General features: G+C 43.6%; 20 protein-coding genes. 5 read left to right on the forward strand and 15 right to left on the reverse strand.

Going from position 1 to position 24,398, the window contains the following annotated elements:
* Positions 1 to 5: 5 nt before the first annotated feature.
* From F9817_RS19515 to F9817_RS19540, 6 genes are all read right to left on the reverse strand, one after another.
* Positions 6 to 4,259 (reverse strand): non-ribosomal peptide synthetase, encoded by a 4,254-nt coding sequence (locus F9817_RS19515; protein WP_161157844.1) that lies wholly within the window; start codon positions 4,257 to 4,259, stop codon positions 6 to 8.
* 32 nt (positions 4,260 to 4,291) lie between these two features.
* Positions 4,292 to 4,486: an MbtH family protein gene (locus F9817_RS19520; RefSeq protein ID WP_161157845.1), complete on the reverse strand. Its 195-nt coding sequence runs from the start codon at positions 4,484 to 4,486 to the stop codon at positions 4,292 to 4,294.
* A 105-nt stretch (positions 4,487 to 4,591) separates the two neighbouring features.
* Complete coding sequence (locus F9817_RS19525; protein WP_161157846.1) at positions 4,592 to 5,287, reverse strand: 4'-phosphopantetheinyl transferase family protein; 696 nt, start codon at positions 5,285 to 5,287, stop codon at positions 4,592 to 4,594.
* Positions 5,288 to 5,377: 90 nt separating this feature from the next.
* Complete coding sequence (locus F9817_RS19530; RefSeq protein ID WP_161157847.1) at positions 5,378 to 6,262, reverse strand: isochorismatase family protein; 885 nt, start codon at positions 6,260 to 6,262, stop codon at positions 5,378 to 5,380.
* An 11-nt stretch (positions 6,263 to 6,273) separates the two neighbouring features.
* Positions 6,274 to 7,923 carry a (2,3-dihydroxybenzoyl)adenylate synthase gene (locus tag F9817_RS19535; protein ID WP_161157848.1) on the reverse strand — a complete coding sequence of 550 codons (1,650 nt, stop codon included), beginning with the start codon at positions 7,921 to 7,923 and terminating at the stop codon, positions 6,274 to 6,276.
* A 15-nt stretch (positions 7,924 to 7,938) separates the two neighbouring features.
* Positions 7,939 to 9,120, reverse strand: a complete 1,182-nt coding sequence (locus F9817_RS19540) for an isochorismate synthase (RefSeq protein WP_161157849.1) — start codon at positions 9,118 to 9,120, stop codon at positions 7,939 to 7,941.
* A gap of 175 nt (positions 9,121 to 9,295) precedes the next feature.
* On the opposite strand from F9817_RS19540, the gene F9817_RS19545 reads away from it, so the two are divergent.
* From F9817_RS19545 to F9817_RS19560, 4 genes are all read left to right on the forward strand, one after another.
* On the forward strand, positions 9,296 to 10,081 hold the full coding sequence (locus F9817_RS19545; RefSeq protein WP_161157850.1) for a 2,3-dihydro-2,3-dihydroxybenzoate dehydrogenase: 786 nt from the start codon (positions 9,296 to 9,298) through the stop codon (positions 10,079 to 10,081).
* A gap of 165 nt (positions 10,082 to 10,246) precedes the next feature.
* A complete protein-coding gene (gene pnuC / locus F9817_RS19550; RefSeq protein WP_161157851.1) occupies positions 10,247 to 10,969 on the forward strand; it encodes a nicotinamide riboside transporter PnuC in 723 nt (240 codons plus the stop codon).
* A 66-nt stretch (positions 10,970 to 11,035) separates the two neighbouring features.
* Positions 11,036 to 11,764, forward strand: coding sequence for a nucleoside phosphorylase (locus F9817_RS19555; RefSeq protein ID WP_161157852.1), 729 nt, complete (start codon positions 11,036 to 11,038; stop codon positions 11,762 to 11,764).
* A gap of 58 nt (positions 11,765 to 11,822) precedes the next feature.
* Positions 11,823 to 12,221: a DnaJ family domain-containing protein gene (locus F9817_RS19560; protein WP_161157853.1), complete on the forward strand. Its 399-nt coding sequence runs from the start codon at positions 11,823 to 11,825 to the stop codon at positions 12,219 to 12,221.
* Positions 12,222 to 12,285: 64 nt separating this feature from the next.
* On the opposite strand, the gene F9817_RS19565 is transcribed toward F9817_RS19560, so the two are convergent.
* From F9817_RS19565 to F9817_RS19575, 3 genes are all read right to left on the reverse strand, one after another.
* The gene (locus F9817_RS19565) at positions 12,286 to 13,260 is read right to left on the reverse strand and encodes a LysR substrate-binding domain-containing protein (protein WP_161157854.1); all 975 of its coding nucleotides are present in this window, start codon (positions 13,258 to 13,260) and stop codon (positions 12,286 to 12,288) included.
* A gap of 397 nt (positions 13,261 to 13,657) precedes the next feature.
* Positions 13,658 to 15,514 carry a DEAD/DEAH box helicase gene (locus F9817_RS19570; protein WP_161157855.1) on the reverse strand — a complete coding sequence of 619 codons (1,857 nt, stop codon included), beginning with the start codon at positions 15,512 to 15,514 and terminating at the stop codon, positions 13,658 to 13,660.
* A gap of 882 nt (positions 15,515 to 16,396) precedes the next feature.
* On the reverse strand, positions 16,397 to 16,951 hold the full coding sequence (locus F9817_RS19575; protein WP_161157856.1) for a phosphatase PAP2 family protein: 555 nt from the start codon (positions 16,949 to 16,951) through the stop codon (positions 16,397 to 16,399).
* A gap of 529 nt (positions 16,952 to 17,480) precedes the next feature.
* On the opposite strand from F9817_RS19575, the gene rnb reads away from it, so the two are divergent.
* Positions 17,481 to 19,490, forward strand: a complete 2,010-nt coding sequence (gene rnb, locus F9817_RS19580; RefSeq protein WP_161157857.1) for an exoribonuclease II — start codon at positions 17,481 to 17,483, stop codon at positions 19,488 to 19,490.
* A gap of 78 nt (positions 19,491 to 19,568) precedes the next feature.
* Here rnb and F9817_RS19585 read toward each other — a convergent pair whose 3' ends face one another.
* The 6 genes from F9817_RS19585 to F9817_RS19610 all read right to left on the reverse strand — a co-directional run bounded on the left by F9817_RS19585 (position 19,569) and on the right by F9817_RS19610 (position 24,215).
* Positions 19,569 to 20,627 carry an FAD:protein FMN transferase gene (locus F9817_RS19585; protein ID WP_161157858.1) on the reverse strand — a complete coding sequence of 353 codons (1,059 nt, stop codon included), beginning with the start codon at positions 20,625 to 20,627 and terminating at the stop codon, positions 19,569 to 19,571.
* 261 nt (positions 20,628 to 20,888) lie between these two features.
* A complete protein-coding gene (locus F9817_RS19590; protein WP_161157859.1) occupies positions 20,889 to 21,200 on the reverse strand; it encodes a DUF4144 family protein in 312 nt (103 codons plus the stop codon).
* 24 nt (positions 21,201 to 21,224) lie between these two features.
* A complete protein-coding gene (locus F9817_RS19595) occupies positions 21,225 to 21,923 on the reverse strand; it encodes an SDR family NAD(P)-dependent oxidoreductase (protein WP_161157860.1) in 699 nt (232 codons plus the stop codon).
* Positions 21,924 to 21,960: 37 nt separating this feature from the next.
* A complete protein-coding gene (locus tag F9817_RS19600) occupies positions 21,961 to 22,458 on the reverse strand; it encodes an HD domain-containing protein (protein WP_202436527.1) in 498 nt (165 codons plus the stop codon).
* A gap of 223 nt (positions 22,459 to 22,681) precedes the next feature.
* Positions 22,682 to 23,566, reverse strand: coding sequence for an AEC family transporter (locus tag F9817_RS19605; RefSeq protein WP_161157861.1), 885 nt, complete (start codon positions 23,564 to 23,566; stop codon positions 22,682 to 22,684).
* Positions 23,567 to 23,717: 151 nt separating this feature from the next.
* Positions 23,718 to 24,215 (reverse strand): GNAT family N-acetyltransferase, encoded by a 498-nt coding sequence (locus tag F9817_RS19610; RefSeq protein WP_161157862.1) that lies wholly within the window; start codon positions 24,213 to 24,215, stop codon positions 23,718 to 23,720.
* Positions 24,216 to 24,398: the final 183 nt, after the last annotated feature.

Here is a 24,398-nt window from a genome sequence, read left to right on the forward strand (position 1 = left end):
TGGAATCAGTTCAGTTGAGTATCGTTGCGAATCGCACGATCAAGCATTGGTCCCACAATTTTGAGTGTTTCCGGTTCCAAAATATCTTGGTGGCGTGTATCAATATGCAGTTGAGTTAACTCTCCAGCATACTGTGACCACACCTCTTCGATATCAAAATCAGGGAAGGTTTGGTCTGCAACGAACAGGTGCACACGGCCGGAGTAATAGGTTGTTTTGGCCGTAGCCATAATACCAACCGCATACCCATAGTTCGCATCTACATCAGCCAACATTGCCTTTTGTGCTTCGCTCATTTCAGGCGCGCCATCACCGTTCTTCTCTTCTAAGAAAGCCGCTTTCTCTTTTTCAGCCACTTCTTCGTTCATCGCCGCATCCCAATCTTGGCATTCGGTTGGGTAGGTATCGAATAAACCGACAAACGCAACCTCTTCCCCTTCGGCTTGTAATCGCGCAGCTAGCGTATGCGCAACGTTCCCGCCAAAGGAATATCCGGTTAGATGATATGGACCATGAGGTTGCACTTTTTTCAGCTCGTCATAATACATATCGCACGCTTCATCCATGGTTTTGGCAGTTGCGATCGCGCCACCATCAACCGGTGATTGCAAACCAATGATTGGGTATGAACCGCCAAGATAACGGAGTAACCCTGTATAGAGCCAAGAAAAACCAGAGGCCGGATTAATACAGACCAGAGGCGCACCTTCACCACGGCGAATAGGCAGAACTTTTTCCAGCCCAACCATAGATTGACCATCTGTGCCTGCATCAAGGCATTGCGCCAACGCTTCAACACTCGGGTTAATGATGATTTGCCCTACAGATAACGTCTGACCGGTCTTTTCCTGAATTTCAGCAGCAAGGCGCATACACAGCAGTGAATGTCCGCCTAACGAGAAGAAATCATCTTTCACCGTGACTGAGCTGACTTGCAGTAATTCACAGAATAAATCGGCAACAATACGTTCATTGTCACTTTCGGGTTGACGGCCTTGGTGACCACCTTCAAGAGTTGGTAGCGGTAACGCTTTGCGATCCAACTTGCCGTTTGCACTGAGTGGAAATTCTGCTAATTCAACAATCGCGACTGGCACCATATGTGACGGCAGTAAGGCTTGCATTTGTCTGCGCAGATCGGTGGTGTCTAACGGTGCCTGTCCTTCTAAGGGAATAGCATATCCGACGAGCTGGCGATTATCGGCACCCGCCATCACCGTTTGCGTTTCTAATGTTTTGGCGCAAACCACCGCTTGATGTACTTGCGGTAATTGTTGTAAACACGCTTCGATTTCACCAAGTTCAATCCGTTGACCACGAATCTTTAATTGATCATCGCTACGGCCAAGATATTCGACTTTACCAGAAGATAACCAACGCACGACATCACCGGTGCGATACATGCGTTCGCCTTCTTTGCCGTAAGGGTCTGCAACAAAGCGATCCGCCGTTAAACTACTGCGGTTTAAGTACCCAACCGCAAGCTGCTTACCCGTCAGGTACAATTCACCCGGAACGCCCACGGGCACTTCGCGTAAAAAGCTATCTAAGATACGCAGTTGAGTATTCCAAACGGGTAAACCAATTGGCACACCGCCACTGGTACTTTCTTGTAACGCCTCACCAAACGCTGGGCAGTAGGTGACATCAACGGCAGCTTCTGTTGGGCCGTATAAATTATGCAATGGCGCATCAATATGGCGCTGATAAAGAGCGGATAACTCTTTGGTTAACGCTTCACCACTACAGAAAACACGGCGTAATGTAAAGGCCACCTGATCACCGGCATCCACTTGGCTATCCACATAAGCGATAAAAGCCGCCAACATTGAGGGAACAAAGTGCGTGGTGGTGACATGATAATCTTCAATCAAATGCAGTAACGCGTCTGGATCTTTATGTACTTCTGGTGGCGCCATCATCAGGCTCGCACCTTCAATCAATGCCCAGAAAAATTCCCACACGGACACGTCAAAGCTACATGGCGTTTTTTGCAACACTACATCACTGCTATCAAGTTGATATTCATGCTGCATCCAAGCCAAGCGATTGACAATCGCACCATGAGAAACCAGCACGCCTTTAGGATTACCGGTCGAGCCAGAGGTGTAAATGATATACGCACCATCTTCTGGATTCAGCGGACGATTATGTGTTAATTCGCTGGCCGGTTCCGGCAGTTGATCAAGCAATAAAATATTGGCCTGCTGTTCAAATAGTGGCGCAAATTCAGAAGTAGTGATCACCAAACTTGGTTTAGCGTCATCGACCATATAGGTTAAACGCTCAACTGGGTAAGTCACATCTAAAGGCAAATACACAGCGCCAGCTTCAATCACCGCGTTAATCGCCAAACTCAATTTTACGCTACGAGGTAAAGCGACGGCGACAATATCGCCACCTTGTACCTCACGTTCAACCAGTTGGTTGGATAACCCTTGTACACTTTGACGCATTTCGCGATAACTGAAATGATGATCGACATCCAACAATGCCGGAGCATCAGGCGTTTGCCACGCTTTTTCACGCATCAGTTCACGTAGCGTAGTATTGGGTAATCTCACTTCGGTTTGATTAATTTGCGTGAGTAACGCGCGATCAGCCTCAGTCTGCAAATGATATTCACGAACCGGTTTAGCGGGATCAGCAATAATTTGTTCGATCAGTAATTGCACTTGTTGAGCAATACGCTGCGCGGAATATTTGCCATTTCGATACGCCACGATCATTTCCACACTATCACCAGGAATCACAAATAGCGTCAACGGATAATGGGTATAACCGCGATTGACAATATTATCGAGGGTTAAATGATGGTAGTTACGCCCAACCCACGCTTCTTCATCTGGGAAGTTTTCTACCGACAGCATGGTGTCGAATAAGGTTTCACCACCAATCAAACGTTGAATGTCGCCCAGTCCTAATACATCGTTTTCCAGCAAACCGATTTGTTCTTGCTGAACTTGAACTAACTGTTCAACTAAGGTTTGTTGCGGCGTGAGTGCCATACGCACCGGGATCGTGTTCGTGAACAAGCCGACTTGCTGGTCAATGCCAGATACTTCAGCAAAACGTCCTGAAATAGGTGAGCCAAAAATGACATCTTCACGCCCTGTAATTGAGCCTAAAATCAGCGCCCATACACCCTGCATTAAGGTGTTTAAGGTCAGGCCTTGCTCACGACATAATGTATACAGTTTAGCTGACTGCTCTACCGATAGATTAAACCCATGTTCAATGACTTCATGACGCTCAATCTCACCATCGTAAGCCATGGTTGGCATCGCTTTATCAAGTTGCTCACGCCACAATTTTTCAGCCGCTTTACGATCACGAGCCGTCAGTTGATCAACAATCGTTGCGTAAGGGGTGATATCACTATTTTCAGCGGTATTGCCGTCTTGATACCCGTCAAGTAAGGTTTTAAGAATCATCGGGGTAGACCAACCATCAACAATAAGATGGTGTTCAGACACGATCACGCTATGATGATTTTCGCCATGATGTACGACGCGACAAAACAGTAACGGCTTGTCCGGGCATGTGACATCAAAGCGACGTTCAATTTCGTTGAGTTTGATCGCCGCTAAACGGCGTTGTTGTTCTTCATCTGAAAACGCCGTTAAATCCGTTTCTTCCACTGGCCATAATGGGCCTTGCTGTTTGTGGGGATCAACCAGAATTTGTAACGTTGTATCAGCAATATCACTATCAAATCGTATCCATAACTGCGGATACTGTTTGACGACATTATCTAAGCTTTGTTGAAGACGAGTCGCATCGTATTCACCACGAAATTCCATGATAGAAATCGCATTATAATTACTGCCTCGTTCAGCGAGTTGCGATTGAAAATAGAGCCCTTTTTGCAGCGGTAATGTGTGTAGCACATGCGTGACTTCACCATACTTCTCGCGAACTTTGCTCCACTGCTGCGACGTTAACTCTACCGATAAATCGGCTTTTGCTGCTACTGCAGGAGATTTCTTTTTCGCTTTGCGAACTTTCGCAGCTTGCGCGATATTACTCAGCACTTTGCGAGTAAAAATATCCTTTGCCTTAAGGACAAAGCCACGTTTGCGCATCTTGGTTGTCAGCGCCATCGCTGTAATACTATCGCCACCTAGTGCGAAGAAGTCATCACTCGGGAGTACTTCATCAACGCGCAGCAATTCGGCTACCACGTCGCATAAAGCTTGTAACTGAGCACTCTCTTGAACTGTGTTTTTCTCAGTTTTAACCATTTGAGACATCACCATTTCTATTCTTCCTTATTCCTATAGATGACGATTTATGATCGGATATCAGACCAATGTTGGTCGATGTACTGCGTGCATTGGGCTTTGATTTCTGGTCCATATACGGCAGTCCAACCAGGAGGAACAGGAGCGAAATTTGGCCATAAACTGTATTGATGCTGGGTATTTATCAATACAAGAAATTGATGTTTTTCATCATCGAATGGGTTGATATATTGATCTTTCATTGATTAACCTAACGTCTACTTTGCATCAAAAATCGATGTGGGTTTCCCCCAATCTAGGGCCGTGACAGCTGACCTTTCAGTGATGTTGTATAATCTGCCCCAGTGTTACCAGGTTACAGATGTGATCACCTGATTTTTAATCCAATAAAAATGACATAAACAGCGCTCGATTGAGAGCTCATCCTGCAAATTTGGGGTAAGGGCAAACGTGAGCGTGCTTGCTTGGCTATTCCCCGCAATGAGCTTTGCGTCCGAGAAATCGAGATAACGTTTTACTCTTGGGTAAAGCGCTTTGAAGAGACTTTCCTTGGCTGAAAAAGCCATGGTCAGTTGTTGAGCTTGGTCATAGGAGCATTGGGCATCATCATTCAAAGATGCAAGGCAGCGTGCTTCCTGCTGATTAACGACCATTGGGCCGACATCCGATACTTCTTGAGTCGTCAATTGCTCTTGTACATCCACACCTATGGCTTGGCAGTCTGATTTCATCGCACACGTGGCGATAGCCAAATCGTCACTGTGAGAAATGGACCCAACAACGGAATCAGGCCAAATCGGTGCGCGATGCTCTCCGATTTCAATAAAAAAATCGGAGTATCCCAACGAGCACAACGCATCATTAGCTGCAGTTCTTCCTGCAACAAATTCTGCTTTACGCTTATTCACTGCATTGACCAACGTTTCCGGCAGTGGAACAAGACAAGTATCCGTGCGTTCATTGAACTCATGGCGATGGAACTGACGCAGATACAAGATATGTTGGCCTAATGTTAGTGGTTGGCATACTCCGATATAGGACATGTCACTGTTCTCTCTAAACTCTTTAATCAATAATCGGTCACCAGTATTAAGCAACCTGTTGCTAATAACCAACTATTTGATAAAAGGGAACTATTTTGTCTGTTTTGCTTCAATAATCTGCCACCATTGATTCACGGTCGGCTGTTTTGTTAACTCAGATAGCTCGATTTTCAGACCCGCGTGTTGCCAGCCCTTAACCAAGGTTTCTGCGTGTGATGGCTCTAAGCCAGATTCAATCAGGTTTTCATCATCGAAAATCTCGCGAGCTAAACGGTTCGTCATCGCCGCAATTTGTGATTTCAGTCCTGCTTTACTGGTGGGTATACCTGTACCTTGCGTTTTCACCTGCACACCACGGATAACGTCATCGTAAGTCGTGACAAAACCACAGCGTTTCGATACATAATTCAGTGCATGAATGTGCTCTTCACGAGAAAAATCACCCAGAGAATCAGAGACAAAGAAGGCTTGAATGTCATACATAAACGCATCGGCAGCTGTCAACATACAACCGATATGGGCATAAACACCGACAATGATCAGTTGATCGCGTCCGGTTTCTTGCATCATGGATAACAGATCAGAACGTTTGAAGGCACTGTAGCGCCATTTGGTATACACGATATCGTCTGCTTGCGGTGCAAGCTCAGGCACAACTCGCGTAATGCTGTCATCATCAATTAACCCAGTACCCCAAAAATCGGTGAGCAACGCTCGATCGGCGGGATCTTGATCACCAGGTTGCGCGGTATAAACCACTGGAATACCTTGCGCTTTGCAGGCTTCTTTGATGTTTTTTACGCGTTCAATTAATGTGCTTTTCAACGCCTCATCGGCATAAAAATCCAGAAAATACTGCTGCATATCATGAATCAGTAATACCGCTTTATCCGGGTTCAGTGTCCAATCCACTTTGTTCTCAACACCAAGCATTAGGTTGTCGAGTGAATAAGAATTGAGCTTTGGAATGGCCATTAACGAGGTCCTTATACAGTTGTAGCAAGTTGTGTTGAATAAATTGTGCGAAGTTTTTTCTTATCGATTTTGCCCACTGGGGTTTTAGGCAAAGCAGCGATGAATTCGACGTGATCGGGAATTTTGAAATCTGCCAATCCGCAATCACGTAAGAATGTTTTCATATCTTGCGGGCGAATATCTGCCTCACCAGTTAAGACAATGACAGCGCAGCTTCGCTCGCCCATGTACTCATCAGGAATCGCAATTAAGGCTGCATCATGAACCAGTGGGTGACGTAGCAATTGGTTTTCAATCTCTTCAGCGGCGATTTTCTCACCACCTCGGTTGATCTGATCTTTATCGCGACCAGTCACAACCAAATTGCCTTCCGCCGTCATACGGACGATATCGCCAGTGCGATAAAACCCTTCCGGAGTGAAAGAACGTTCATTGTTGTACGCTGATTTGTAATAGCCGCGGATGGTGTAAGGGCCTTGAACGGTTAGGAAACCTTCCTCCCCTTGCGCCACTTCATTACCTTGCTCGTCAACGATACGCACTTCATCGTATGCCGAGATAGGACGGCCTTGTGTTTCAGTGATCATCTCAAGAGGGTCATCAAGTCGGGTGTAGTTAACCAAACCTTCAGCCATACCAAATACTTGCTGTAACTGGCAATCAAACAGACCCGGTAACTTCTTCGCCGCCGTTTCGCTGAATTTCGCACCGCCCACTTGGATGACTTTTAAACTGGATAAGTCGTAGTCATCATCTTCTTGCACTGTTTCCATCCAGAGCAACGCCAAAGGAGGAACAAGGGCAACGAAATCTACTTCGTGTTCTTCAATCAATTCAAACGCCGCATCAGGTGAAGGATCATCACCAACGATTACCGTGCCGCCAGCCCAAAAAATACCTAAGGTGCCAGGGGAGCTCAGAACATAGTTGTGGGCAACAGGCAACACACAAAGAAAGCGCGTGTTCTCATCGATTTCACAGATTTCATTACTGCCGATGACACTGTAAGCGTAATCATCGTGAGTACGTGGGATCATTTTAGGTACACCCGTCGTACCGCCAGATAACTGGAAGAATGCGACTTTATCTGAGGTGGTGTTTTGGCTGTAATCCGGATCTTTACGGCATTGATCAAGTGCGATAAATCGATCATCAGCGATATTACACTCACCCTTGACTAAAACGTACTGTAACGATGGAGCGTCTTGGACGACTTCTTGCGCTAATGTTTTGTAATCAAAGGAGTAATCATCACCATTAATGATGTATGCTTTCGCACCTGCGTGCTGACAGAAATAGCTGATTTCTGCTTTACGGTGTGCAGGGAGCGCCATCACTGGGCGAATGCCCTTTTGAATCAGACCAAAATAGCAGAAGAAAAACTCTTCAGTATTGGTCATTTGCAATACGACATTATCGCCAGCCACCAAACCTAAATCACTGAAGCCTGCAGCATAACGCCCGACCTCTTCCACCATAGCTTGGTAAGAGTATTCACGGTCTTCACAAATAATGGCTGTGTTTTCAGGAAACTGATTCGCACTCTCAACTAAGTAGTCATAGAAGGTTTTACCTTCCCATAATCCTAACTCACGATATTTTGTGGCCAGATGTTCTGGCCACGGTGTGAATTCTATTTCATCCATAGAAATGTCATTCATGGGTACTTATCTCTCCTAAGCTTTCAGCATTTCTTTAAGATCGATGCCGGCAGCAGATAAGAATGTACTCATCTTGGCACCTGTTTCGTCCAGTTCACTTTCCGGTTGTGATTCGTCAACAATTCCTGCGCCAGCAAAGACTTTCATTGAACGTTTTTGCACTTCTGCACAACGAATAGTAATCACCCATTCACCGTTACCACGCGAATCGCACCACCCCACCATGCCGGTAAAGTAACCACGATCGAACTTCTCGATATCACGAATGGCGTTATAGGCTGTTTCACGCGGGAAACCACATACAGCCGGTGTTGGATGTAGATCAGCTGCAACAGTTAACGCTGTTGTGGTTGGCTCACTGGCCTCACCTTCCAATAGCGTTGAAAGGTGCAACATCGTCTTAGTTTCAATCACAGATGGAATCATCGGGGTATGCAAATGATGACAATAGCGACTCAACACGCGTTCTACTTCCTGAACAACAAGGCTGTGTTCGTGTAAGTCTTTCCCTGTATTAAGGAGTGACTGTACGTGTTCAGCATTGATCTCAGCACTTGCAGAACGAGGACGAGAACCCGCTAGTGGATTCGATACGATATGAGTACCGCGTTTAGAACAAAGCAGTTCCGGGCTCGCGCCCATTAATTTATTGCCATTACCTAATGCTGCTGAAAACGTATATCCCTTCGGATTACTTTGCAGTAAGCGATTAAGTAGCGCACTTTGGTCGATATCTTCATCGGTTGCGACTTCAATCGCGCGCGATAAAACCACTTTATCGAGTTCGGTATTAGCAAATAATTCAATAGCATCGAGTACACCTTGCTTGTACTGCTCTCCAGTAGGACCCGATATTAATTTGCCATTAGCGCTTTGGATTTGATCGTCTATTTGCGCCCGAGTGCTACTAGAAACCGACAATTCCTTAGGGAGGATAAAACGAGTCGGGTTTTCTTCACTAAATGGGACGATACCAAACAACATTGGGTTGTCTGATGGATCATTTTTGGCTTCTTCTAACAACTGAGAAGCGGTTTCAGCAAGTTTACTGAACGGGATAGCTTGATTAAATTCACGCTCAACACCATGACCAATGAAAGTACAAGTTGGTGACGAGAAAAAGAACGGCGTACTATCAAGTTCTTGATTTGAGGTGATTTCTGACATTTGGCTAAAGCCAATTACTTCACGCTTCATCACAGATTCCTTTTACTTATAACCTGTTTTGGGACAGACATCTCGATTGAGAAAAAAAGACTACCCGATAACAGATGCAAATGCTAACTATTATCATTATTATTTTAGAACGTGGTAATATCCATAGACACAGATCACATTTATTGATGTTTTTAGCAAATAAAAAGGGTAAATTATGAGCGTTCACGCTATTCAGAACACCGTATTGATGACAGGCGCATCGCGCGGAATTGGTCACGCAACACTCAAAACGGTCCTGAATGCAGGCTATCGAGTGATTGCCACAGACTATCAGGCTGAGGCATTGTTCACCGCTTGTGCTGAACTTAAAGAGCAATTCGGTGATGCATTAATTCTTCACCCTCTCGATTTAACTCAAGTAGATGAAATTGCTCCGGTGGTTGAGCAGTTAATTAAAGAACATGGTCCGGTTGACCAATTGGTAAGCTGTGCGGGTATTTTGCATCTTTGCCCGATTCTCACCATGAAATCACACGACATCGCTCATACATTTAACGTCAACGTGTTTGGGCAAGTGGCGTTAATGCAAGTACTTGGTCAGCACATGCAACAGCGCGGTAAAGGCAATATGGTCATTATCGGCTCTAATGCAGCGAATACACCGCGGGCAAATATGGGCGCCTACGCATCATCAAAAGCCGCGCTGCACATGATGGTGAAATGTATGGGTATGGAATTAGGAGAACAAGGCATTCGCTGCAATATTGTCAGCCCGGGCTCAACCCGTACAGACATGCAAATGCAATTATGGAATGAAAATTACGGTGAAAAAGAAGTGATTGCTGGCGACGCTAATACGTTCCGTCTCGGTATTCCTCTTGGGAAAATCGCAGAACCGACAGACATTGCCCAAACCGTGCTTTTCTTAATGTCGGATGCAGCCAATCACATTACATTGCACGATTTGCGTGTTGATGGTGGTGCGACGCTCGATAACTAACACGAAGTAATACGCGCTGAAACGATCTCGTTTCAGCGTTTTTCATTGGTTCGATTTCACCCAACCTCAACCGCCCTAAGTAACCACTCTCTTGCATATCTTAATCACTAAGTAGCATAATGATTCGTGACTATTCATTATGGATGACCAGACGAAGGAATCACTATGTCGCTACTCGCTTTTTTTGATATCAACAACACTTTGGTAAATATTCCAATCGGTTCTGGCTATGCTATGTCTTGGATTGAAGCTGTCGGCACACTCTTTGGATTACTCTGTATTTGGTATGCGAGCAAAGAGAAAACCATTAATTACCCGTTTGGGCTGATCAACGTGACACTCTTCGCGATCATCTTTTTTCAGATCCAACTTTACGGCCTGTTATTGTTACAACTGTTTTTCTTTGTCGCCAATGTTTACGGATGGTACGCGTGGACACGCCAAGATGAATATGGTGACACATTAGAAGTGCGCTGGATGCCAGTGCAACTATTAACGATCACCAGTGTTTTATCCATCATTGCCATCGCTTTACTCACCCTCTATATCGATCCATTCTTCACCGCACTTACCCACCTAGCGCTCAGTGTTCTAAGCTTATTTGGTGGCCATATTGCATTACCGGAATTAAGTCCTGATGCCTACCCTTTCTGGGATGCCGCTATTACCGTCTTTTCGATTGTGGCGCAGATCTTAATGACAAGAAAATACGTAGAAAATTGGATACTTTGGGTGGTGATTAATCTAATTAGTGTCGGTGTATATGCCGCCCAAGGCGTTTACGCACTCTCTATTGAATACGTTATTTTGCTATTTATTGCAGCCAACGGCACTAAAGAATGGATTCAAACAGCGAAGAATAATCGAACACCAGCCGTTACAGCGTAATTTTCATATCCAACTTCGTAAACCTAGCAGTTTACGAGGTTGCAATTAACAAGGACCTGAATTGTTATGAGCATACAGCCTCATCTTACTGTCGATGAAAGCCAAGTATCAGATAAGGTGATTGTTTGCGGCGAACCGGATCGCGTCAATCGCATTGCTTCATTATTACAAAATCCTATCCCCGTTGCTGAAAACCGAGAATTTCGTCTCTTTAACGGTGAATACCGCGGCCAGCCAATTACCGTTTGTAGCACTGGTATTGGTGCGCCATCAATGCTTATCGCTCTTGAAGAATTGATCGAATGCGGCGCAAAATCAGTGGTTCGTGTCGGTTCTGCTGGTGCCTTACAAACACACATCGCTTTGGGCGAATTGATCGTTGCAGAGGGTGCCGTGCGTGATGACGGAGGGTCATTATCTTACGTACCCGCCAATTATCCTGCCACCGCCGATTTTCAACTGCTGAGCAAAATTGATCATTTCTTAAGCCAACAACCGCGTCCGTACCATATTGGTATCGTGCGCTCACATGATAGTTTTTACCGCGACGATGAGCTAGAAATATGCCGAAAATGGAACAAAAAAGGCATATTAGGCGCCGATATGGAAACATCTTCTCTTCTGACCGTCGGTCGGCTACGTGGTGTTAAAACCGCCTCTATTTTAAATAATGTGGTGTTGTTCCAAGCTGATGTTAAAGAGGGAATAAACCAGTATGTTGATGCAGATACCGTGATGATGGATGGCGAACGCATGGCAGCAAAAGCAGCACTTGAAGCGTTGACGACGGTGTAAGCGAGTTATGCTAACCGTTATTCATAGAGTTCGTATTAGGTAGAGGGAGCAATTGATCATGACTTTCTTAATCGATCAACTGGCAGAACAACGAATCCTTGCAGCGATTGAAAAAGGCGAGTTAGAAGATTTGCCCAAACAGGGGCAACCGCTGGAACTTGATGATGATCGAGGCGTACCGGAACACCTTAGGATGGGCTATAGAATTCTAAAAAACGCCGGGTACATTCCACCGGAGCTACAGCAGCGTAAAGATGCACTTGAACTGTGTGATTTAGTTGTTCAAAGTGACGCTGATTCACAAGAGACTCAGCAAGTGTTGCGAGATATTCGCAAGTTAGAATTAAAAATGCAGCTAAAAGGCATCGATACTCGCTTCATTCATCGCTATTTAATGAGTAAACACATTAACTTAGCACCTTCTTCTCATGAAGAAGAAGATCACTCAAACTCTTAAACTCATACCAACAAAAAAAGCGAGCCAACGCTCGCTTTTCTATTTGATTGTTTAATGACAGCAATTAATAAATCGGTAACTCAATATCTTTAAATAGGGTTTCGATTTTAGCTGCATTACTGTTGGCAATCACTTCTTCCATCAAAGGTTTGGTCAAATGCGGTGCAAAAGAACCCAAGAAATCGTACATATAGTTATGCAAAATAACGTCTTTGCTGAAACAGATCCATGCTTTACATGGCTCAAGTAAATGATCGAGATTTACATATTTTAAATTGGTGTTAGCAATATCTGTCGCCGCTAGGTTCGACATCAAACCGACACCAAAGTTAAGCGACACATAGCGCTTGATGACATCGGCATCCATAGCACTCATAAAATACTTAGGCTCACACCCAGCAGCCGTCATCGCTTCATCAATACATTCGCGTCCAGTCGCCCCTGGTTCGTAACTCAATAATGGATACTGTGCGATCTGTTCAAGAGTCGGCTTTTCGATACTTGCCAAAGGATGATCTTGGTGAACAACCATCCCCATACGCCACAAATACGCCGGCAAGGCAATTAAGTCTGTGTCAGGAGCAACAATCTGCGCCACGATAGAGAAATCCGTATGACCTTTACTGATGCCGCCACGGGTATCAGAAGGAATGGTTGGATACAGGTTGAAGTTAACGTGAGGATAGCGCTTAGTAAAAGTCGCAACACTCTTCGGCAATAGGTAACTTGCAATAGTATGTGTCGTGTAAATATTAAATGTACCTTTACCCGGATCTACATACTCAGCCGCTATCGCTTTAATCTTTTCTTCCAATAGCAGCATTTTTTCGACTTCTTCGAAAACTTTTTCACCGATATCAGTAATACGTTGCAAGTGTTTACCGTGACGTTCAAAGATACGTACACCTAACTCTTGCTCAAAAAGAAGAATCTGCTTACTTACCCCTGGTTGAGTTGTGTAGAGTGATTCAGAGGCCGAAGATATATTAAGGTTATTATCTTTGACTGCCTTAAGATACTTTAACTGCTGTAACTTCACGTTTTAGGATTCCTCTTATTATCTGTATTTCCAATGAGTTTAGATTTACCTGACCCATTACACACAGATCAATTAACCACTGACTAACTCGTCTTTTACTTATGATAGGGATTGTTCCCCGTTAAATCTACGTTGACGAGTGTTTTATATCGCTGTTCGTCTAATCAACCAGCAATTATGACAAAATCACTGACACCAAATCGATAGGCAAGCCGATTTATGATGTTCTATGCGTATATTTGAGGCGATATTACTCTAAACCTCAATAAAATTAAACTGATACATCATCTTAGTCTGTTTATTATTTAACGCTAATTTATATAATTAACAGATACTTGAGATTAATAAAACGGATTCATCAGGCAAAAAAAAGCCCGCTAGCGCGGGCTTAAAATCATTATGCGTCTTGGTGTTGACGGCGTTGGCTATGACCACGTTCACCACGGTGGTTACCACGATGGTCTCCGCCACGGTTACGATCAAAGCGACGTTCACCACCACGACTGTTACCGTTACCACGGCCACCGCCGTTACGGTTACCGTCAAAACGACGACCGCCTTCACGACGACCACCACCGCGATTTTCACGGAAGTCGGTGAAATCACATACAACAGCATCCACTTCTTTCTGGCGAATACGTAGTTTACGTAATTTCTTAGTCACGCTTTCAGACATGCTCTTAGGCAGCTGAACAAAGGTGTGACCTTGCGCAAGCTTGATAGCACCGATAGAACCTTTAGTTAGGCCAAGTTCGTTTGCTAGTGCGCCAACGATATCTTTAACCTGAACACCTTGTTCACGGCCAACTTGTAATTGGTAAGTTTCCCAATCTACATTGCTGTTACGACCGAAGTCACGACCACCGTTATCACGGTTCTCACGACGCTCACGACGACGCTGTTTGTCACGTTCAATCGCTTCTAACATTGGGTCTTCACCAACATAAAATAGCGGGCGTTTACCTTGTTGACGTTTTAGAAGCATTGCAGCCAAAGTCGTTGCGTCAATATCTAAAGACGTTTGAAGTTTTTCTACAAGTTCTGCAAATTTATCTAACGCTTTATGTTCTTTTTCAGAATCCAAATCGCTAGCCAATTGGCTTAAACGAGATTCTGCCACTTTGTCGCGGTGTGGCAATTGAATTTCTTCCATAGAAGAACGAGTAACACGTTCGATAGTACGCAACATACGAATTTGGTTAGTACGAACCAATAGGATCGCTTTACCTTTACGTCCAGCACGGCCAGTACGACCGATACGGTGAATGTATGATTCCACATCAAATGGAATATCGTAGTTGAATACGTGAGTGATACGCGGCACATCAAGACCACGAGCAACAACGTCAGTTGCTACTAGAATATCAATCACACCTTTTTTAATGTGGTCAACAGTACGTTCACGCAGTGATTGAGGAATATCACCGTGTAGCGCAGCTGCTTTGAAACCACGAGCACTCAACCAATCCGCAAGACGTTCTGTGTCTTGGCGAGTACGTACGAATACGATTGCAGCGTCTGTTTCTTCTGTTTCAAGAAGGCGAGACATTGCTTCGTCTTTTTCAACACCTTTCACTACCCAGAACTGTTGTTCTACTTTTTCAACAGTTTGGTTAGAGCCAGCAACGTCAATACGAGCAGGTTCACGTAAATAACGGTCAACGATGTTTTTAACCATCGGAGGCATAGTCGCAGAGAACAACACGCGTTGTGCTGTTTCTGGTGCCTGTTCCATAATCCAGGTTACATCATCCACGAAGCCCATTTTTAACATCTCGTCAGCTTCGTCAAGAACGAAGGTATGACACTCATCAAGATGTAGGCGTTCGCGAGTAATCAAATCTTTAACACGGCCTGGAGTACCAACAACGATATGCGCACCTGATTTAAGAGCACGCATTTGGTCCACGATAGATGCACCACCGTAGATTTCCAGAACTTTAAGGCCTTTAACATTTTGGCCTAAATTTTTCACTTCAGCGGCTACCTGAATTGCTAGCTCACGAGTTGGAGCCATAACGATAGCTTGTGGTTTACGCTGAGAAAGATCTAATTTGTTCAACAGCGGAAGAGAGAATGCTGCTGTTTTACCTGTACCTGTTTGCGCTTTACCAAGCGCATCACGTCCCTCAATCAGGACAGGGATTGACGCTGCTTGAATTGGTGTTGGTTTCTCGAAGCCCATTTCTGTTAGGGCTGATAAAATTGCACTGTTAAGTGCTAAGTCACTAAAATGAATGACAGTCTCTTGCATGGGATTCCCATATTAATAAAAAAAACCAAGGTCCCACGAGCTTTACCATTTCCAACCAATCCAACCAAATAATTGCTGATTCCGTTCAGATGCGGATAAGTATTAAAACGCATCAAGCCACTTGGGACATACATAGGGAGGCGGATTATTCCCTAAAAGCACAAAAAAAGCTAGGAAAAATTGAAATTCATCACAATATTTTCGCACTCCTGATAAAATCCTGACTTAAAGCCCCCCTATTCCACTACTTTTCTAGCCTTCCAGCCATGATTAAGCACATTTATCTAAGGTTGCTACAAATTGGATTCGACATACAATATATAGTTCAACTTTGACACGAATACGGATTATTTTTCAATTTCCTTTCTATTCATCCATTTCGTTCTTACAAGAACTTCTTCATAAAAAACACTCATAAATTCAATGGATTTAACTTTTAATTTACCCATTAGCATTTTCGACCAACGCACAAAGTCTGATCTTAATCACACGGTCAATTCCGATAAAATCGCAGCACATTTTGCTGAGTATAGAAATACAACTGTTTTAACGTATATTAAAATAGAAATCGGTTTTAAATTAAAAATTATCCCCGCTTTATCTATAATCAATACCAAATGCTCATTTTAGTCACTTTTCCTCTCTACACTCATACAACATAATGATTCATAAGATCTANTATTCATTTAATTTGAAATAAAAATTCATAAATGATTCGTTATAAGATCCTTATTTTTGATAATTAAACTTCACAAAACTTCATTTTTGTCAGATAGATAGTAATTTGACTGATTGCTAACCTCTAATTCTAGAGAGTTTGTTTATAAAACATAGAGACATTGAATGGTTACTTTTTATACAAAATGGGCATTGTAACGCTATTCAATACTGGTAAGTGATCTCTAAACCATAATTATGAGCTTCAATATAAGGGACAATAGCAAGATTGGTAATAGATACTCCTCGCTTGGTAATTAAATATTGAATGCCAGTACCAATCGCCATTCCTGCAGTCACATCACGCCAGTAATGACGCTTAGCATCCACTCGTGAATAAGCGACCGCAGCAGCTGCCAAATAAGCGGGCACACCATAAACATAACCATATCTAAACTGAAGATATGCGGCTGCTTGTGCAGCACTGGATGTATGAGCTGAAGGGAAACTATGGCTGGTACCATCCGGTCGTTCTGCATCAATGGTCGCTTTGAGCGCCTGAGTGGTCAGCGATGTCCAGATAGCCCCTTCGCCCAATTGTAAAAATCCCTCACCATCGAGGTGAAATATCGATATGGCAGCAGCAGTAAACGGTAAACCAAATTGTGCACTATCGCCAAAATGCTCTAAACGATCACTTTTAGCGAAGATAGGAAAAGATATCGAGCTGGTCAGTAAACCAGTGATGGCGGTTAAAGTTACTAAGAAACGTTTTTTCACTGTCTCCCTCTTCTATCGAAAGTCTTGTCATCATTGTTAACCCCGCCGAGTCACTGCATCGCAACAATATCGTTGTCTTTAGAACCATGGCATCACTCGTTAGTGTTTGAAAAACACCCGAAAAAACGTAGGGTTATCTATTAGTGTAGACAGTCTAATTAAACTCGTTGAATAAAAAGTGGTCTTCTCGACAAATTCTTGCCATCCCTTACAGCAAAAATAGGAGCAAATTTCTGACGTTGGATTTACCCAAGGATCACCGAGTAATTGGCTTGGTGGATATACTTTCAACCCATTACCTAGTACCATTGGCGGTAATAAATAATTTTCACGGTACTGGCAAAACACATAAGTGGAAATAAAGCGTGCGCCTGTTGTAGTAACGCAGCCTAACGGCAATTAACGTTACTCAGTCACGCTGTCCGTCGGTACGTCACGCGATTGGTTTCTATTTCTGATTATCCGAGTAGAAACATGGGGATAGTTTGAAGTGCTACGCGCTTTAAATACCAACAATTAAGAGTAAATAATGTTTCAAGACAACCCGTTACTTGCCCAGCTAAAGCAGCAAATTCAAGAAAACCTTCCGAAAAAAGAAGGCACAATCAAAGCCACAGACAAAGGCTTCGGCTTTTTAGAAGTAGACAGCAAAACCAGCTTCTTTATTCCACCACCCTATATGAAGAAATGTCTTCACGGCGATAAGGTGATGGCAATCATTCGTACTGAAAAAGAACGAGAAGTTGCAGAACCAGAAGAGTTACTTGAGCCATCATTAACCCGCTTTATCGGGCGAGTAAAATTATTCAAGGGTAAGTTGAACGTTGTTCCCGATCACCCACAGTTAAAAAAGCAATCGCTTAAAGCTCGTGCGCGCAAAGGATTAAACCCTGAAGAGCTCAAAGAAGGTGACTGGGTCGTTGCCCACCTTATTCGCCATCCACTAAAAGGTGATAACGGCTTCTTCGTTGAAATCTCGAAAAAAATCACTGACGCAAATGACAAAATTGCCCCTTGGTGGGTAACTCTTGCTCAAAATGACTTACCCAATTCCGAACCCGATGGCATCGATAACTGGGAATTGAAAGACGACGCCGATTTAGTGCGTGAAGATCTTACCGCTATTCCATTTGTAACGATCGATGGTGAATCAACCAAAGATATGGATGACGCGCTTTGGGCAGAAAAAAATGCTGATGGCAGTTTTAACCTAATGATTGCCATTGCTGATCCAACGGCATATATCACACCTGATGATTCGATGGATAAAGTGGCTCGTGATCGTGGCTTTACCATTTACTTACCGGGTCGTAATATTCCAATGCTTCCTCGCGAACTCGCCGATGACCTTTGCTCACTGATTGAAAATCAAGAGCGTCCAGCGCTATGTTGCAGTGTTACTGTCTCTGCGGATGGTGTGATTGGTGATGACATTCGTTTCTTCGCAGCGAATATGAAATCTCACGCTCGTCTTGCTTATGACAATGTGTCTGATTGGTTGGAAAATGGCGCAAGTGATGCTTGGACACCAAGTGAAGAGATCGCTCAAGTCGTTCGCGACTTGTACGATTTTTCTCGCGCCCGCGCGACGTGGCGTGAAGAAAATGCTGTTGTGTTCCCAGATCGCCCCGATTACCGTTTTGAATTAAGCGAAGACAACGATGTGGTTGCTATCCATGCCGACATGCGTCGCAGTGCCAACCGATTAGTTGAAGAATCAATGATTACGGCCAATATTTGCGCGGGTAAAGCACTGCGCGAAAAGTTCTCCACTGGTGTATTCAACACTCATGCTGGTTTTAAACCGGAGAAAATGGCCGAAGTGGTTGAGCTAGTGACTGAACATGGTGCGCCAGACGTTACGGCGGAATCTCTTGCTACTGTAGAAGGGTTTGCAACTTTGCGTCGTTGGTTAACTGAGCAAGAAACATCTTACCTAGATAATCGTATTCGTAAGTACCAAAGCTACAGTGAAATTGGTAATCAACCATTGCCACACTTCGCAATGGGCCTAGATGTATACGCAACATGGACCTCACCAATTCGTAAATACGGCGATATGATTAACCACCGTATGCTTAAAGCACTCGTTCTCGATAAAGAGCCAGTACAAACACCTGACGAAACGGTAGGTGAAGAGTTAGCTCTGCACCGTAAACACCATAAAATTGCCGAACGTAACGTTGGTGATTGGTTGTATGCTCGTACTCTTGCTGAAGAACCAGCAAAAGAGACGCGCTACACGGGTGAAATTTTCGATATCAATCGTGCTGGTATGCGAGTTCGTGTTCTTGAGAATGGCGCAATGGCCTTTGTGCCAGGAGCGTTAATTCTTGATAACAAACAACGCATTGAATGTAACGGTGATAACGGCACTGTTTCTATCGACAAAGAAGTGGTTTACCGTTTAGGCGACACACTTGAAATTGTGCTGACAGAAGTTAACCAAGAAAATCGCAGCATCGTCGCAAAACCAACTCAAGTGTTTGCTGATGCGCCAAAAGCAGAAGAAACAACACCTGAAGAAAAAACCGCTTAATCATTACTGCGCGTTTGTTCGATAAAAAAATCCCTCAGCTAAGCTGAGGGATTTTTTAATGACCAGCATTTAATATCGTTACTTATCAAAAACCACTCGGGTGGATTTTTCTAATGCTTCGCTCTTAAAGCTCTCCGGCTTGTCTTTTGTGCCTTCAATAAAGAACACTTCCAAATTTTTACGCAGCGCAACGGCTTTACCCACTTTAGGGCCTAAGCAAAGCATCGCTGTTGCCCAAGCATCACTAATTTCTGGATCATCACCAAATACAGAAGCAGACACGAGATCATGTGTCACTGGCGCACCGGTACGAGGATCTAAAATGTGTGAATACTTCTTACCTTTCGCATCGAACGAATGGTGGTAAGTACCAGAGGTATCTAACGTTACCCCTTTTTCACTGTTGATGGTGACAATCTTGTATGGCTGAATACCTTCTTCTGTTGGCACTGGGCGCTCAATCGCCACACGCCATTTCTGACCTTTTGGCTTATGACCACGAATTTTCATATCGCCGCCAAACTCAACCAGGTAGTTATGGATGCCATCATCTTCAAGAATCTTACTCAATTTACCGATGGTGTAACCTTCACCCATCGAAGAGAAATCTAATTGCACATTTGGCATCGTTTTACGAATACGCATGGTTTTAGTATCAATAAGCACTTTATCGAGACCGAGCTCTTTTTTCACGCTTGCGATTTGATCTGCGGTAGGAACTTCAAGAGTGCCTTTTTGGAAACCCCAAAGTTTGAACAAAGGAGTAATAGTTGGATCGTAACAACCTTGAGTATCACGATTAACCATTCTCGCCACTTCAATTAAATGAATGAAATCACTTGACGCAGATTGCCAATCGATAGAATCACTTTGGTTAAATTCGGAAATATAAGAATCATCACGATAAGTCGATAGCTCTTTATCAATCTGAGCCAATTTATCTTTGAATTGTTTTTCTACTGTTTTGGTATCGACATCTTTATCTGTCCACCAGCTAATGTGATACGTCGTACCTTGAGCATAGCCTTGTACTTTTTGAATTTCTGGCGGTTGATTACATCCAGCAAGTGCGGCACTTACGGTTGCTGTGATAAGTAGATTACGACAAAATTTCGCGGAGACACCTGATATATTCATGAACAAAAAGGAACCTTGTTAATCTGTTACATGCTCGATTCTAATACCAAAATAATTGATTTCGTGACCATAAACTATGGCAGAATCCGACAAATCGCCGAACTAGTATCATCGAGACGAATTATTAATTTGGGTGCAGAGTCTAACTGTTGCTAATAAATAATGCGACCCCTAATCACTATGTGACTGACAAATAATCAAAAATTTATTGATTTAAGCCATGATTATACCCAAACAACTGCCAGTTATTTGGGCACTCGGTCAGTACTCAGTAAGAATAGAGCGAATTGCACTCTCTATCGAAGGAAACCAGGTTTTACTCACACACACGCCCCCTTCATTGGCACTATGGCGCTGTATCAGAAGATTGACCTCATCCAGTGTGAGCTGTTTTGTCGTATCTGCCTTGTCTAAACCATCCCTAAGGTCAAAACAACAACCTTTACTATCAATAAGATAATCATCATCCGTTAGCTTTAGAGCGTCGAGCTGTTGTTCTAATTGTTTCGAGTTTGACACCATCAGTAATTCATCATCACCAGCCAGTTTAATCATCGCAGGCCAATTAATCATTGTTATCCCCTGTTTTGTAATGAGTTACCAAGGCAGTTCTGTTTCGGTTTCCAAATTATAAAAGTGTCGATGAGGTAATTGACCATGTTGAATTTTATTAATTAGGCGTGACGCAGCAAGTTCTGGGGTCATTTGCGCATCGGTCGCCGACATCCCGGTTAAAAGTCGTCCTGGATGCAGTGATACGACCTTAAAGTTTTCATCTTCGAGTTCATCCGCTAAACACAGGCTCAACATGTTTTGTGACGCTTTACCAATGCGATAAGAGAAAGAACATCCTGAACCTTTTGCTGCTCCCTCAGCTTGCATTTGCATCGACCCACGGCGCGAACTGATGTTCACTATTGTTGGTGTCTGACTGCGTTTCAACGCACTTAATGCTCCCTGAACCGTATTCAATGCCCCAACACAATGACTGTTAAACTCTTTACGCAGATAGCTGGCTTTAGTCAGTTCCAGGTTCGGCGCTTTGGTCCCAGTCCCTGCATTATTAATGACGACGTCGAGCACCTGATCGTCTAACCAACCGGATAATTGCTCTACGTATTTATCAGTCGTAATATCTGCAATAAGAATATGACTTTGCGGTAATTCTGCTTGCAGCTCAGCCGCAGATTCGACACTGCGAACAACTAAAAATAGATCGAAGGATTGAGAGGCAAATTGCTGAGCTAATACACGACCAAATCCGCGTGCAGCTCCGGTAATTAATACGGCAGACATGATATCCCTATTTCATTTAACTAATTGAAATATCAGCCTAACACCCTTTATCTATCAATTCATTCATTTCTAGCCAAAACTCATCACATAGCCCTTTTCGATACGCACATTGCTTAAACTGAGGATGCTCTTGCTGATACATTGCCATGCGTTCTTTATCTTGAGTAATACAGCACATACGTAAATTAGATAATCTATCTGCCGCTTTAACAACCAAAGCAATCTTTTCTCGCCCTGCTACATGCGACATACGCTCATATGTTTTTGCTTTACGCTCAGCTCGTGTGTCACCAGGTTGATCGGTGAGGATACTAACGCAACGCGCTATAAATGGACCAAATTGCTTCTCTATGACATCTAACGTAACTGCGGTATCTTCCACCACATCATGCAAATAGGCGATCGTGACAGCTTCAGCGCCATAAGGACGTGACAAAATCGCTACCGCTTCCAAGTGTTTTAGATAAGGATCCGCCCCATATTTTTGTTCACCATGGTAATAAGTCGCGAAGTCTTTCGCCCGTCGATTCATCATAAGTGCTCCTTTTATATCCCTTTTACTGCTGTGTATTGGGATATAGCGACTGTTCTAAATTATGTTTCTAGCATAAGAGCGAATACATTCGCGTTGAAACCGTATTTTGCGGTTACTCGAGTATTAGATTTTTAAAACTCATCACGTTTTAGATAAAAAACAGGCCATCATAATGACAGCCTTCTTTCTCTTGCTAAAGTAACTATTACCGTGACCGGTGATGTTAACCAATCACAGTCAGTTTTATAATAATCAGCGCAATAAATGCGGTGGGTAAAGTTAAGAACGTTAACCCCGCAACTTCGTTCACCGGACCACCATAACGAGTGGAGAAAATGTAGTTCAATACGGCGACGGGCATGCAACAAGCAATCAATAAATTAGCTGTATGTAACGGCGTTAAACCGAATAAATAAGCCGCTCCCCAAGCCATCGATAGGCCAATCGCTGGACGATACAGAGATAGGAAAAACAATCGAATCCAATGGGCTTCGTGCACTTTCATATGCGCCAACGAACGCCCTAACATCAGTAGCATCACAGGGACAGTAATACTACCGACCATATCAAACACCCGAATCATAAATTGTGGAACAGGAATACCTGAGCCCATGATGGCAACACCAACTAACAGTGCAATAACCGGTGGGTTCGCTAATAAGCGTTTGGGGTTAAAACTCCCAGACATCATCCCAATACCGAGGGTAAAGTGACTGATCTCTATAATTGACGAGATGATGACGGCACCTGCTAAGCCTTGCTCTCCTAATAACGCATAAGCAATAGGAATACCTAAGTTGCCGGTATTGGGGTTGACTAAAACGGGCAAATAAAAGCGGCGTTCAAGCTTCATCACTTTCAGTAAAACTAACGTCACAAGCACCATGCCGAACAGAGCAAGTGCTGATGCCAATACCAGTTTCCCCATTCCTAAAAAATCGATATGAGTACCCAACATCGAATGCAATAGTAATGCTGGCATACCAACATTCACGATCAAACGCGGTAGATTGGGGTCATCCAAATACGCGGTTTTTTTACTTAAAAACGCACCCAAAAGTGCAATGATCATGACAGGCAAAATAGCCGAGATAAATGCGGAAAACATGAAAAACCTTACGTTATACCTACAGTGCACCAAAATGGATTAAAAGGGTTGGTAGCACACGTCGAAAAATGTGATTCAATTTACCGTGTTAAACACTGTACGCCAACTATAAATTCGTATTGGAACGACTTAATTAGGTATGAATCCCTGATTAACGCTCAGCCACCACTCGTCCCATCTGATATGCGTCAACATAACCACCATTACGAAAAGCAAAAGCAGGTGAGGTTCCTTCAATCACAAATCCATATTTTTTATATAGATGAACAGCTGCTTGGTTATCCGTATAAACCGTCAGTTCGAGCCTTTTAAGGTTTAACCAGTTATCGGCAAGGTTAATCACCGCTTCCAACAAAGCGCTGCCGATGCCCTGCCCCTGGCATTCATCTTTAACGCCAATGCCAAAGGTCCCGACATGACGCCGACGCACACTTGTGCACACTTCTAACCCGACGTTACCCACAATTTCGCCATTCACTTCAGCCACCAAAGAGTGGGCATGTGTCGGCACATCTGTCAGGCGCTTTTGCCAGATTTCAATTGACGGATAAGGCAGTTGCAATGTACCACTGTAGGCTACAATTCCCGCATAAATATCTCTTACAGCGGCCGCATCATTAGGTTCTGAGCGGCGAATTAATATTTCCATTGTTATGTTTGATCCATGCATTAGCTAACGAGTTAGCTGACTTTAAAAACGACTATCAGTTCAGGTAAAAAACTTACCATAACATATTAAAATAATTGAATAATTACTAGTCATATCATGGTCGTAGATTAAAAAATCGCTGAAACAGCATCTGGAAGTAACGTAGGTAAATATTTTATATAC

Source organism: Vibrio eleionomae (genome assembly GCF_009874545.1).
Lineage (GTDB): Bacteria > Pseudomonadota > Gammaproteobacteria > Enterobacterales > Vibrionaceae > Vibrio > Vibrio nitrifigilis.

Coding starts and splice junctions, on each gene's coding strand:
- F9817_RS19515 (WP_161157844.1), bottom strand. CDS start 4,259: ATGGTGATGTCTCAAATGGTTAAAACTGAGAAAAACACAGTTCAAGAG.
- F9817_RS19520 (WP_161157845.1), bottom strand. CDS start 4,486: ATGAAAGATCAATATATCAACCCATTCGATGATGAAAAACATCAATTT.
- F9817_RS19525 (WP_161157846.1), bottom strand. CDS start 5,287: ATGTCCTATATCGGAGTATGCCAACCACTAACATTAGGCCAACATATC.
- F9817_RS19530 (WP_161157847.1), bottom strand. CDS start 6,262: ATGGCCATTCCAAAGCTCAATTCTTATTCACTCGACAACCTAATGCTT.
- F9817_RS19535 (WP_161157848.1), bottom strand. CDS start 7,923: ATGAATGACATTTCTATGGATGAAATAGAATTCACACCGTGGCCAGAA.
- F9817_RS19540 (WP_161157849.1), bottom strand. CDS start 9,120: ATGAAGCGTGAAGTAATTGGCTTTAGCCAAATGTCAGAAATCACCTCA.
- F9817_RS19545 (WP_161157850.1), top strand. CDS start 9,296: ATGAGCGTTCACGCTATTCAGAACACCGTATTGATGACAGGCGCATCG.
- pnuC (WP_161157851.1), top strand. CDS start 10,247: ATGTCGCTACTCGCTTTTTTTGATATCAACAACACTTTGGTAAATATT.
- F9817_RS19555 (WP_161157852.1), top strand. CDS start 11,036: ATGAGCATACAGCCTCATCTTACTGTCGATGAAAGCCAAGTATCAGAT.
- F9817_RS19560 (WP_161157853.1), top strand. CDS start 11,823: ATGACTTTCTTAATCGATCAACTGGCAGAACAACGAATCCTTGCAGCG.
- F9817_RS19570 (WP_161157855.1), bottom strand. CDS start 15,514: ATGCAAGAGACTGTCATTCATTTTAGTGACTTAGCACTTAACAGTGCA.
- rnb (WP_161157857.1), top strand. CDS start 17,481: ATGTTTCAAGACAACCCGTTACTTGCCCAGCTAAAGCAGCAAATTCAA.
- F9817_RS19585 (WP_161157858.1), bottom strand. CDS start 20,627: ATGAATATATCAGGTGTCTCCGCGAAATTTTGTCGTAATCTACTTATC.
- F9817_RS19590 (WP_161157859.1), bottom strand. CDS start 21,200: ATGATTAATTGGCCTGCGATGATTAAACTGGCTGGTGATGATGAATTA.
- F9817_RS19595 (WP_161157860.1), bottom strand. CDS start 21,923: ATGTCTGCCGTATTAATTACCGGAGCTGCACGCGGATTTGGTCGTGTA.
- F9817_RS19600 (WP_202436527.1), bottom strand. CDS start 22,458: ATGATGAATCGACGGGCGAAAGACTTCGCGACTTATTACCATGGTGAA.
- F9817_RS19605 (WP_161157861.1), bottom strand. CDS start 23,566: ATGTTTTCCGCATTTATCTCGGCTATTTTGCCTGTCATGATCATTGCA.
- F9817_RS19610 (WP_161157862.1), bottom strand. CDS start 24,215: ATGGAAATATTAATTCGCCGCTCAGAACCTAATGATGCGGCCGCTGTA.